Genomic DNA, 12,599 nt, shown 5'->3' with positions numbered 1-12,599 from the left:
CCCCACGGCATTGCGCAATCCCCAGCCTGTACCGCCAGGCCGTGACCGGGCAAAATGCGCCGCTTTATCTTTCCAAGGTTGCGTACCTGTCATGACGGCCTGAAGCAGTGCCATCCACCCGTGACCTCCCGCAGAAACCGGATTTCCACCCAACAAAGGACTGACCCCTTGTTCAACCTCACACGCCCGTTCGCCGTGCTTTTGGCCCTCACCCTCTCGCTTGATGCTGTCGCACTGTCCCTTCATTCGGAAAAACGCGCAGATGGCACAACCGTGCTGCAGCTCACCAATGCCCCCGCGCCGGCACGACCACCGCAACTCAATGAAGACCCGGCGGTGCGCGCGGCCCTGATCGACTTCATCGGCTACGCCACCGGCAGCTTCACCAGCGACGGCTCCATGATCGTGACGCAAGTACTGGATTCCCTCGACTCAGAGTTCTCGACGTTCGAGAAAGGTGTACCTGCCGGACGCAAAATGCTCACGGCCATGGATCATGGTCACGGCTTTGAACGCGCCGCGCTGCTGTTGGACGACAAGGGGCAGTTGCTCACCGTTGGGCTGGTGAATGGGCACTGCACCGTCAAATCCAGGGACGAAACCTTGTCCTGCAATCCGGCACCGGAAACCGTGCTGACCATCTTCCAGGCCAAAGACGCCAAGAAGAGTGACGCCGAGCCGATCATTGCCTGGAGCAAAGAGTTGCCGCCAATGGTCGCGTCTTGGGCCGAAAGTGAAGATCCCGAAACCCGTGCCCGGGCGCAAAAGATCGCCACCGTTGAATACATCACCACTGCACCGGAAAAAGACTCCTGGAACGCCTCACAACTGCCTGCCGACTTCCCGAAGGCGATGCTCGGGTTGCTACCTAAAAACTCCCACTTGGTGGGCGCAGGCGTCGATGGTTTCTTCATCACACCAGGCCTGAAAGGCGCGCCGATTTACGGCGACTACGACGAGATAGCGGGCAGGCCCCGGCATGATTTCGAGGTGCTATTGAAAACCTACGCGCCGTTCCCCGAGGTCGTGAAGTTCTACCAGGAACAGGCAAAAGGCGCCGAGTTACGCGCAAACGATGAAAAAGCCCTGATTGACGGTGTGGCGGGCGGCGGTACTTACAAGATCGAGATCAAGGATGAAGAGGAAGAAGGAACATCCATCACGTTCTCCGGCTGGAGAAAAGAAGTCTGAAAGTCCTTAGTTGAACCCGCACAACAACAGGGGCGAGTTATTCAAAGTAGAACGACGTGCCCCCTGTTTGACCGAAAGAAGATTGACGGTAGTTTCGTGCCGAATACAAACGGCAGGAAAAAGCACACTGTTACCAAATCCGAAATGATTCATGTCACTAAAAGCGCTTTCTCTCCAAGAGGAGGCGCTTTATCCTTACGCCCCCAACGCTGAATCGTTTTTTTTCCTTAAAACAGTGGCTACCGCTTGCGACCCCTGAGGTTCGCAACGCGCGATACCCCCTGTTTTTCTGACCTCTTATAAAAAGCCCTTACCTGACAACTTATGCCTAATTTCAAGCCCCTCAAAGACAGCGCTGTCTTGCACCCTACTGCCAGCCAGAAAGCCATGACCCTGCTCAGCGCCTTCGGCCTGGCCACTTGCGCCCAGGCCGCGCCGGCCTTCGACAGCGAGTCCCCCTGGATGCTCGGCGACTGGAACGGCAACCGCACCGAGCTGGCGAAAAAAGGCTACGACTTCAAGATCGACTTCGTCGGCGAAATGGGCGCCAACCTGCATGGCGGTTACGACCATGACCGCACCGCGCGCTTCAGCGACCAGTTCGCCTTCGGCAGCCACCTGGACCTGGGCAAGATCCTCGGCTGGAACGATGCCGAATTCCAACTGACCATCACCAAGCGTGACGGCGACAACATCAGCAACGACCGCATCAACGACCCGCGGGTCGGTGGCTTCACCTCGGCCCAGGAAGTCTGGGGCCGCGGCCAGACCTGGCGCCTGACGCAGATGTGGTACCAGCAGAAATTCTTCGACCAGAAACTCGATATCAAGGTCGGCCGGTTCGGCCAGGGCGAAGACTTCAACAGCTTCCCCTGCGACTTCCAGAACCTGGCGTTCTGCGGCTCCCAGGTCGGCAACTGGGCCGGCAGCGTCTGGTACAACTGGCCGGTCAGCCAGTGGGCGCTGCGGGTCAAATATCACCTGACGCCTGAGCTCTACGCGCAGATCGGCGCCTATGAGCAGAACCCGTCCAACCTCGAACGCGGCAACGGCTTCAAGCTCAGCGGCAGCGGCACCCAGGGCACCCTGCTGCCGGTGGAGCTGGTGTGGACGCCGAAGCTCAACGGGCTGCCGGGTGAATACCGCGCCGGTTACTACTACAGCAGCGCCAAGGCCACTGACGTGTACAAGGACAGCAACGGTCAGCCGGCGGCCTTGAGCGGCGAGGCCTATCGCAGCAGTTCGAGCAAGCACGGCCTGTGGCTGGGCGCGCAACAGCAGATCACCAGCCTGGCCAGCGACCACTCGCGCGGCTTGAGCCTGTTCGCCAACGCGACGATGCACGACAAGAAGACCAACGCCATCGACAACTATGTCCAGGCCGGCCTGGTCTACAAGGGCCTGTTCGATGCGCGCGCCAAGGACGACATCGGTTTCGCCATGGCCCGGGTCCACGTCAACCCGGCCTACCGCAAGAACGCCGAAGCGACCAACCAGGCCAACCTCATCCAGGACTACGACAACCCGGCCTACCTGCCGCCCCAGGACACCGAATACAGCGCCGAGCTGTACTACGGCGTGCACGTCACCAACTGGCTGACCGTGCGCCCGAACCTGCAATACATCCGCCACCCGGGTGGCGTGGACAAGGTCGACGACGCACTGATCGGCGGGATCAAGATCCAGAGCTCGTTCTGATAAGCCCTGGGGCTCGCCCAATCTGAATAAAACTGTTTTTCCCAAACATTGCTGAACCATGCCCGCGCCTGATCGTCATCTACAGTGAACAAGCGCGGGACTACCTTAAACGTCACGGAGAACCACACTATGAGCACTGATGGTGCTTCAAGTCCGAGCCGCCTGCTGCCGAGCCTGCTCGGTATCTTGCTGCTGCTAATGGGCCTGGCCATGCTGGCCGGGGGGATCAAGCTGAGCATGCTCGGCGGCTCGCTGTACTACCTGTTGGCCGGTATCGGCCTGATCGTCAGCGGCGTGCTGCTGCTGGCGGGGCGTAGTTCCGCGCTGCTCGTCTACGGGGTGGTGCTGTTCTTAAGCTCCGTCTGGGCACTGTGGGAAGTCGGCCTGGACTGGTGGCAACTGGTGCCACGCCTGTCGCTGTTCTTTGCCCTGGGTGTGGTTCTGCTGCTGCCATGGTTCCGTCGTCCGCTGCTGCGCAACGGCCCGGCGCCGCTGGGTACCGCGGTACTGGGCGTGGCCGTGGTCCTGGCCGGCGGTGCCGCGATCAACAGCCAGTTCACCAACCCGGGCGAGATCTCGGGCGAACTGGGCCGTGAAAGCGCCGACACCACCAGCGCCGCGCCAGCCATGCCCGAAGGCGACTGGCAGGCGTATGGCCGTACCGAGTTCGGCGACCGCTACTCGCCGCTGACCCAGATCACCCCGGCCAACATCGGCAAGCTGCAGGAAGCCTGGCGCATCCGCACCGGCGACATGCCGACCGCCAAGGACCCGGTGGAAATCACCAACCAGAACACCCCGCTGAAGGTCAACGGCATGCTCTATGCCTGCACCGCCCACAGCCAGGTGCTGGCGCTGGACCCGGACACCGGCAAGGAGATCTGGCGTTTCGGCCCGAAAATCCAGGGCCCGAACGGCGACGACTTCCGTGGCTGGGCGCACATGACCTGCCGCGGCGTGTCGTACTACGACGAAGCCAACTTCAACAAGTCCGACGCCATCAGCACCCCGGCCAGCCTCTCGGCCGCCGGCCAGGCCATCGCCGCCAGCTGCCCGCGTCGCCTGTTCCTGCCGACCGCCGACGCACGCCTGATCGCGATCAACGCCGACACCGGCAAGGTCTGCGAAGACTTCGGCAACAAAGGCGCGGTGGACCTCAAGGCCGGTATCGGCCCGTTCACCCCGGGCGGCTACTACTCGACATCGCCGGCCGCCATCACCCGTAACCTGGTGATCATCGGCGGCCACGTGACCGACAACGAGTCGACCAACGAACCGTCCGGCGTGATCCGCGCCTTCGACGTGCACGACGGCCACCTGGTGTGGAACTGGGACGCCGGCAACCCCGACGTAACCACTCCGCTGCCGGAAGGCCAGACCTACACCCGCAACTCGCCGAACATGTGGTCCCTGGCCAGCGTCGACGAGAAGCTGGGCCTGGTCTATCTGCCGCTGGGCAACCAGATGCCTGACCAGTGGGGCGGCAACCGCACCGCGGGCGCCGAGAAATTCAGCGCCGGCACCGTGGCCCTGGACATCGACACCGGCAAGCTGCGCTGGAACTACCAGTTCACCCACCATGACCTGTGGGACATGGACGTGGGCAGCCAGCCGACCCTGGTGGACATGAAGACCGCGGACGGCATCAAGCCGGCGCTGATCCAGCCGACCAAGCAAGGCAGCCTGTACGTGCTGGACCGTCGCGACGGCACCCCGATCGTGCCGATCCAGGAAGTACCGGCTCCGGCCGGTGCGGTCGAAGGCGACCACACCGCACCGACCCAGGCCCGTTCGGACCTGAACCTGCTGCCACCGCCGCTGGAAGAAAAAGGCATGTGGGGCGCCACGCCGTTCGACCAGATGCTGTGCCGCATCCAGTTCAAGGAACTGCGCTACGAAGGCCAGTACACCCCGCCATCGATTCAGGGCAGCCTGATCTACCCGGGTAACGTCGGTGTGTTCAACTGGGGCAGCGTATCGATCGACCCGGTCCGTCACCTGCTGTTCACCAGCCCGAACTACATGGCCTTCGTTTCCAAGCTGGTGCCGCGCGCCGAAGTCGCCGCCGGCAGCAAGCGCGAAAGCGAAACCTCCGGTGTGCAACCCAACACCGGCGCGCCGTACGCGGTGATCATGCATCCGTTCATGTCGCCGTTCGGCGTACCTTGCCAGGCCCCGGCCTGGGGCTACGTGGCCGGTATCGACCTGACCACCAACAAAGTGGTGTGGAAGCACAAGAACGGCACCAGCCGCGACAGCTCGCCAGTACCGATCGGCCTGCCCATCGGCGTGCCGAGCATGGGCGGCTCGATGGTCACCGCCGGTGGCGTGGGCTTCCTCAGCGGCACCCTGGACCAGTACATCCGCGGTTATGACGTGAACAACGGCAAGGAACTGTGGAAATCCCGCCTGCCAGCGGGCGGCCAGGCCACGCCGATGAGCTACACCGGCAAGGATGGCAAGCAGTACGTGCTGGTGGTCGTGGGTGGCCACGGCTCGCTGGGCACCAAGATGGGCGACTACATCATCGCCTACAAACTGTCGGAATAAGCGTTACCGGCGGTGAATGAAAAGGCGGCTACCTGCGGGTAGCCGCCTTTTTTTGTGGATGGCGTTTGGGGGGAGTTTCTTCAGCCTTTCATTTTTGTGTTGCCTGGCCTGACGTCATCGCGAGCAAGCTTCGCTCCTACAGAAGCAGGATCGCCGCATTCCGCTTTACGCTTCCGTAGGAGCGAGGCTTGCCCGCGATAAGGCCCGCCAGGCAACAGAGATCCATGTAGCCGCTGCCGAGCCCGCGAGGCTGCGATCGTCTGCGCAGCAGACGCAAGGGCGGTATCCCCCATTTGCCTGATACACCGCGTTGCCTGGTTTGGCGTCCGCTTCGCGGCCGATCGCAGCCTCGCAGGCTCGGCAGCGGCTACAGGCCAATGTTGATCCGAGATCGGTATTGCCCCGGGCAGCAATCTCCTTCCGTAGGAGCGAGGCTTGCCCGCGATAGCCCCCCCTAATCACCACAAGGCCCCCGGACGATAACGATTCATGTAGCCGCTGCCGCAGGCTGCGATCGACCGGCACGGTCGCGGCGTTCTGGAAGCCTCTGGAAGTTCGGCGGGAGATCGGGAACCAAGGCCCTGCGGGCCTTATCGCAGCCTCGCGGGCTCGGCAGCGGCTACAGGGCCAGTGTCGATCCGAGATCGGTGGGGCAGCGGCTACAGCGAAAATTCCTACAACACGCGTCGACTCCCATCACCTTGTCCCACCGGGCCCCGGACTCTATGGTTTGGCCTGTCACTGCCAATTCAGTGACAGGGCGTAGGAACCCTTTTGATGACCCTCGGCGCGTACGCGTCCCGACTGATTGCGGCCCTTTTAAGGTGTCCGTAAGATCAGCCGCGGCGGCTGTGCGCGGGCACGTTTCGACGTGGCCGAGTCCCTGGGTATTCGGTTCCTACCCCGCGCACGGCTGCCACCCAAGCCCGTAGGAAGGCTGTTGGCGGCTCAGATCCCTACCCGGAGCCAGTTCAATGAAAAAAGTCGTTCCCGATCCGCCTACACTGCCCACCAAACCCCGCCGCTACATGGCCCTGACCAGCAACGACTGCACCATCCCCGCCTTGCTGATCGACACCGAGGCGCCGCTGGATGTGTTGCACGAAGCCGCCGCCCACCGCATCCGTGCGGCGATCCAGCTGCTGGAAAACATCGCCAGCGACGCCAACCTGCACAGCAACCCGGCACTGCTCCAGGATTTCGCCCAGCTCTGCGTCATCCCCCTGCGCGATGGCTGCGACCTGCTGGACGTACTCGGCCGGCGCCTGCAGGAACAACTGCTGAGCTGAACCTCGATCCGGGGCCGGCGGCCGCCAGCCGGCCCTGCGCCGACGCTATCCTCAACCCGGCCATTGCAAAGGGACATTAGCCCATCTGTGCTAATCGACCCTCCCCTACCCCGGCGATATAGTGCCAACCACTCACTCGCCCTTCTCAACACCGCCGCTGCGCGGTGTCGGGGTCGGCTGCGCCGTAGAAAACACAACAACGCCAAGGAAGAATCACCATGAACCTCCACCCCACTGCTCGCCCCCTCGCCCTGCTCAGCCTCCTGGCACTCGCCCTGGGCGGTTGCGCCATTGCCAAACCCAGCAACGACGACCTCAAGAACCGCGCCCAGACCACCCTCGGCAAACCCGTGACCACGGTCTCCAATGTGCGTAGCGACGCGTCCCAGACCTACTTCACCGCCAGCACCAGCAACGGCGAATACAATTGCGTATTGCCCAGTGGCGGCATGGTCGCCTTCGCCTCCATGGGCGGCGTCGTAGCGCTCCCCGCCGAGTGCACCAAGCAGTAAGCCGCGGCCCATCGTCGATGGTTCATGGCGACCACTTCACACTGTGAAACAGGGCCTGCGGATGTCCGGCCACAGCACCCGGAGCGGCCACGCGGCGCTGCTCAGCTGGAAATCCGCGACTTCAACAGCCAGGCCTCGAAGGCCGCGGCGCTGAGCGGCCGGCTGATCAGGTAGCCCTGGGCCGTGTCGCAGTGCCAGCGCTCCAGCAGGCGCAGGCTGCGTTCCTGCTCCACCCCTTCGGCCACCACCTTGAGCCCCAGGTTGTGGCTCATCTCGATGGTGGAGCGCACGATCACCGCGTCGCCGCTGGTTTCGTCGAGGTTGCGGATAAACGACTGGTCGATCTTCAACTCCTGCACCGGCAGCCGCTGCAATTGCGCCAGCGACGAATAGCCGGTGCCGAAGTCGTCCACCGACAGGCTGATGCCGCAGTCGCGCAGGCTCTGCAACACCTCCAGCGCCTGCTCCGGGTGGCGCATGATGGCGCTCTCGGTGATCTCGAAAATCAGCTGCTCGGCGGACAGTCGATAACGTTGCAGCAACACGCTCACCCGCGCCGCCAGGTCGTGGCCATGCAGATCGTCCGCCGAGATGTTCAGCGACAACTGCAAATGCAGCCCACGCATGTTCCATTCGGCCAGTTGCCGCATGCCTTCCTCGATCACCCACAGGGTCAGGCTGTTCATGCTGCCGGTGCGCTCGGCCAGGGGGATGAACTCCGCCGGCGAGACCATGCCGAACTCCGGGTGCTGCCAGCGCAGCAAGGCTTCGGCCTGGTGCACATGGCCATGGCGCAGGTCGAGCTTGGGCTGGTACAGCAAGAACAGCTCGCCTTCCGCCGCGGCCCGGCGCAGGTCGCGGATCAGCCCGATCTGGCGCTGATGGGCCAGGTCGCGATCCTGCTGGTAGATCTGCAGGTAACCGGGCTGGGCGGCCGCGTCGTGGCGGGCGATGGCGGCGCGGCTGATCAGTTCTTCCGCCGACTGCCCGTCGGTGGGATAGACCGCCACGCCGATGCACACCTGGCGCTGCACTTCATCGCCATGGATGGTCTGCGGCCGGCTCAATAGCGCGTGGAGCCGATCGGCCATGGCCACCGCGCCATCGATCTCGGTGTTTTCCAGCAGCAACAGGAACTCATTGGCGGTGATCCGTGCCGCGGTGTCCCCGGTGGACACCGTCTCCGACAGCCGCCGGCTGACTTCGCGCATCATCTGCTCCACCCCTTCCGGGCCCAGGCCTTCGTTGATCGCCCGATAGTCCTCGATACCCAGGTACAGCAGCACCACCTTGCGCCCGGCGCTGATGGCATTGCTCAGGCGCTCCATGGCCAGCGCCCGGTTGGGCAGGCCGGTCAAGGGATCGTGCAGGGCGTTGTGGGCCAGTTGCAGCTCGCGGCTGGCAATCCCGCTCTGCATGGCGTTGATCGCCTCGGCCAGCAAACCGAACTCGTCGGTGCGCTTGAGCACCACCGGCACCTGGTAGTTGCCGGTGCCGATGCGTTGGGCAGCCTCGGCCAGCACATTCAGCGGCCGCGACACCCGCCGCGCCATGAACAGGGCGCCGGCCAGCGACACCACCAGTGCTGCCAGGGCGATCGCCAGGAATTCCCGGTCCAGCGGCGCGAAAGCCTGCAAGGCGTGATCCAGCGGGCTTTGCAGCAACGCCAGAACCTGGGGGTCGTCGGGATCGTCGGTGTTGGCCAGTTGCAAGGCCTGATTGAGGAAGCGCTTGCCGTGGGCATCGCTCAACTGCGGTAGCGCGCGCCAGGACGAGTTGCGCAGGGTGGTGATGATGGTGGCCCAGAAAATGTCCGGCTGAGTGCTGAACAGTTCCCCGGCGCGCCCGTCCTGCAGAGTGAGGAAAGACACTTCCAGGTTGCTCATGGAGCGCAGTTCGCTGGCGAACAGGTCGTCCATGCGAAACGCCATGACCACCCGGTTCATGTGCATCGGCGTCAGCACCTGCCCCTGGACCAGCAGATAAGGCTGGCCCTTGAGCGCGACGATCAACATGCTTTTGTTCTGCCGCAGGGCCATGCGCAGCGCGCGGTCGTAAGGGAAATGCTCGTGCTCGGTGATCGCCCCCAGGGTGCTGGCGATCACCGTGCCTTCGGCGCCGAGCACGAACAGCTCGCTGCCACGGGTGCCAGTGCCATGCTGGCGCAGCGCCTCGAGAATCTGCTGCGAGTCGCCGCTGATCACCGCCTGGCGAAACTGCGCATCCACCACCAGCCAGTCCACGCCATAACGCAAGCGCCGGCCGCGCAGTTCGAGCAGGCGTTCGAAGACCCGGGTGCCGGTTTGCAGCTGCACTTGCGCCTGGTTTTCCACTGCATGGTTGGTCGCGGCCTTGACGGCGAAGTACACCACCCCGATCACGATCAACAGCAACAACGCCAATACCCCAGTGATCCTTACCTGGAACGTATGGCGCCACTTCATGAGCCGGCTCTCGTCGCCGCGACCTCACTGTTGTCGACTCTGCACACCCACGGCGACACCCGCCGCTCCCCGCTGAAAAGTCCCTTGATCATTACGCGTCCCTCTGGGCAGCTAAAGATGCGTCAAATAAATGCCATTTCCCTGACAGCATTTAATCGGTCCAGATTAGACCGCCAAGACAAGAAGATCACGCAATAAAATCAGGGGGTTTACAATGTCATTTTTCTGTCGCCGCCAATTTACCAGCGTTCCTGCGCAGAAATGACAGCCTCGCCCTCGCCGTTTTGGAGGATGCACCGCGTCGCGGCGACAAGGACTGAAATAATTGATCCGGCCCGCCCGCCATTGAAACCGCTCGTCACCTGCCCCATCTAACCTGGCATACCCCATTGCGCAGGTGCCCCATGAGCGACCAGCAAGAACTTCCTGAAACCATGAGTGAATACGCCGACCCGGAAAACGCCGAACTCCATACATCCTCCGGCAAGGGTCTGGCCCTGCCCGGGCAGAATCTGCCGGACAAGGTCTACATCATCCCGATCCACAATCGGCCGTTCTTCCCCGCGCAAGTCTTGCCGGTGATCGTCAACGAAGAACCCTGGGCCGAAACCCTGGAATTGGTGAGCAAGTCCGAACACCATTCGCTGGCGCTGTTCTTCATGGACACCCCACCGGAAGACCCACGGCATTTCGACACCTCGGCCCTGCCGCTGTACGGCACCCTAGTCAAGGTGCACCACGCCAGCCGCGAAAACGGCAAGTTGCAGTTCGTCGCCCAGGGCCTGACCCGCGTGCGCATCCGCACCTGGCTCAAGCACCATCGCCCGCCGTACCTGGTGGAGGTCGAGTACCCGCACCAGCCGAGCGAGCCGACCGACGAGGTCAAGGCCTACGGCATGGCGCTGATCAACGCGATCAAGGAACTGCTGCCGCTCAACCCGCTGTACAGCGAAGAGCTGAAGAACTACCTCAACCGCTTCAGCCCCAACGACCCGTCGCCGCTGACCGACTTCGCCGCCGCGCTGACCTCGGCCACCGGCAACGAACTGCAGGAAGTGCTGGACTGCGTACCGATGCTCAAGCGCATGGAAAAAGTCCTGCCGATGCTGCGCAAGGAAGTCGAGGTCGCGCGCCTGCAGAAAGAGATTTCCGCCGAGGTCAATCGCAAGATCGGCGAGCATCAGCGCGAGTTCTTCCTCAAGGAACAGCTCAAGGTCATCCAGCAGGAGCTGGGTCTGACCAAGGACGATCGCAGCGCCGACATCGAGCAGTTCGAGCAGCGCCTGGCAGGCAAGGTCCTGCCGCCCCAGGCCCAGAAGCGCATCGTGGAAGAGATGAATAAACTGTCGATCCTCGAGACCGGCTCGCCGGAGTACGCGGTCACCCGCAACTACCTGGAATGGGCCACCGCGGTGCCCTGGGGCGTGTACGGCGAGGACAAGCTCGACCTCAAGCATGCGCGCAAGGTGCTGGACCAGCATCACGCCGGGCTCGACGACATCAAGAGCCGGATCCTCGAATTCCTCGCAGTCGGCGCCTACAAGGGCGAGATCAGCGGTTCCATCGTACTGCTGGTGGGCCCGCCCGGCGTGGGCAAGACCAGCGTCGGCAAGTCCATCGCCGAGTCCCTGGGCCGGCCGTTCTACCGCTTCAGCGTCGGCGGCATGCGTGACGAGGCCGAGATCAAGGGCCACCGTCGCACCTACATCGGCGCCCTGCCGGGCAAGCTGGTGCAGGCGTTGAAAGACGTCGAAGTGATGAACCCGGTGATCATGCTCGACGAGATCGACAAGATGGGCCAGAGCTACCAGGGCGACCCGGCCTCGGCGCTGCTGGAAACCCTCGACCCGGAACAGAACGTGGAATTTCTCGACCACTACCTGGACCTGCGCCTGGACCTGTCGAAAGTGCTGTTCGTGTGCACCGCCAACACCCTGGATTCGATTCCCGGCCCGTTGCTGGACCGGATGGAAGTGATTCGCCTGTCGGGCTACATCACCGAGGAAAAACTGGCCATCGCCAAGCGCCACCTGTGGCCCAAGCAGCTGGAAAAGGCCGGTGTGTCCAAGGCCCACCTGAGTATCAGCGACGCCGCCCTGCGCGCGGTGATCGATGGTTACGCCCGCGAGGCCGGGGTGCGCCAGCTGGAAAAACAGCTGGGCAAACTGGTGCGCAAGGCCGTGGTGCGGCTGCTGGAAGATCCGGATGCGGTGATCAAGCTCGGCACCAAGGACCTGGAAGCCTCCCTGGGCATGCCGGTGTTCCGCAACGAGCAGGTGCTCAGCGGCACCGGGGTGATCACCGGCCTGGCCTGGACCAGCCTGGGCGGCGCCACGCTGCCGATCGAAGCCACGCGGATTCATACCCTCAACCGTGGTTTCAAGCTCACCGGGCAACTGGGGGATGTGATGAAGGAGTCGGCGGAAATCGCCTACAGCTACGTCACCTCGCACCTCAAGCAGTTCGGTGGCGATGCGAAGTTCTTCGACGAGGCGTTCGTCCACCTGCACGTGCCGGAAGGCGCCACGCCGAAGGATGGCCCGAGCGCCGGGGTGACCATGGCCAGCGCCCTGCTGTCCCTGGCGCGCAACCAGCCGCCGAAAAAGGGCGTGGCCATGACCGGCGAGCTGACCCTGACCGGGCATGTCCTGCCCATCGGCGGGGTGCGCGAGAAAGTCATCGCGGCGCGCCGGCAGAAGCTCTACGAGCTGATCCTGCCGGAAGCCAACCGCGGCCACTTCGAAGAGCTGCCGGACTACCTCAAGGAAGGCATCACCGTGCACTTCGCCAAGCGTTTCGCCGATGTGGCGAAAGTGCTGTTCTAAACGCAGACCTGTAGGAGCGGAGCTTGCTCGCGATAGCCGCACAGCGGCGGTGTATCCGCCGCCCAGCGCTATCCTTGATGGCTTATCGCG

7 protein-coding genes are annotated in these 12,599 nt (G+C 63.3%); 6 read left to right on the top strand and 1 reads right to left on the bottom strand.

What is annotated here, in order from left to right; genetic code table 11:
* Positions 1 to 168: 168 nt before the first annotated feature.
* From DK261_RS07805 to DK261_RS07785, 5 genes are all read left to right on the top strand, one after another.
* On the top strand, positions 169 to 1,191 hold the full coding sequence (locus DK261_RS07805; protein ID WP_016703465.1) for a hypothetical protein: 1,023 nt from the start codon (positions 169 to 171) through the stop codon (positions 1,189 to 1,191).
* A 324-nt stretch (positions 1,192 to 1,515) separates the two neighbouring features.
* Positions 1,516 to 2,889, top strand: coding sequence for a carbohydrate porin (locus DK261_RS07800; protein WP_009050605.1), 1,374 nt, complete (start codon positions 1,516 to 1,518; stop codon positions 2,887 to 2,889).
* A 129-nt stretch (positions 2,890 to 3,018) separates the two neighbouring features.
* On the top strand, positions 3,019 to 5,439 hold the full coding sequence (locus DK261_RS07795) for a glucose/quinate/shikimate family membrane-bound PQQ-dependent dehydrogenase (RefSeq protein ID WP_110175527.1): 2,421 nt from the start codon (positions 3,019 to 3,021) through the stop codon (positions 5,437 to 5,439).
* Positions 5,440 to 6,413: 974 nt separating this feature from the next.
* Complete coding sequence (locus DK261_RS07790; protein ID WP_028683304.1) at positions 6,414 to 6,728, top strand: hypothetical protein; 315 nt, start codon at positions 6,414 to 6,416, stop codon at positions 6,726 to 6,728.
* Between the two features lie 218 nt (positions 6,729 to 6,946).
* Complete coding sequence (locus tag DK261_RS07785; protein ID WP_009050608.1) at positions 6,947 to 7,240, top strand: hypothetical protein; 294 nt, start codon at positions 6,947 to 6,949, stop codon at positions 7,238 to 7,240.
* A gap of 101 nt (positions 7,241 to 7,341) precedes the next feature.
* Here DK261_RS07785 and DK261_RS07780 read toward each other — a convergent pair whose 3' ends face one another.
* Positions 7,342 to 9,684: a bifunctional diguanylate cyclase/phosphodiesterase gene (locus tag DK261_RS07780; RefSeq protein ID WP_016703469.1), complete on the bottom strand. Its 2,343-nt coding sequence runs from the start codon at positions 9,682 to 9,684 to the stop codon at positions 7,342 to 7,344.
* Between the two features lie 404 nt (positions 9,685 to 10,088).
* On the opposite strand from DK261_RS07780, the gene lon reads away from it, so the two are divergent.
* Positions 10,089 to 12,509, top strand: coding sequence for an endopeptidase La (gene lon / locus DK261_RS07775; RefSeq protein WP_009050610.1), 2,421 nt, complete (start codon positions 10,089 to 10,091; stop codon positions 12,507 to 12,509).
* The last annotated feature ends 90 nt before the right edge of the window (positions 12,510 to 12,599 follow it).

The sequence above is a fragment of the Pseudomonas sp. RW409 genome, from assembly GCF_003184125.1.
Taxonomy (GTDB): Bacteria; Pseudomonadota; Gammaproteobacteria; order Pseudomonadales; family Pseudomonadaceae; genus Aquipseudomonas; species Aquipseudomonas chlororaphis_I.
The sequence above is the reverse complement of the archived record's forward strand: the minus strand, read 5'-3'. Positions and strand labels throughout refer to the sequence as shown.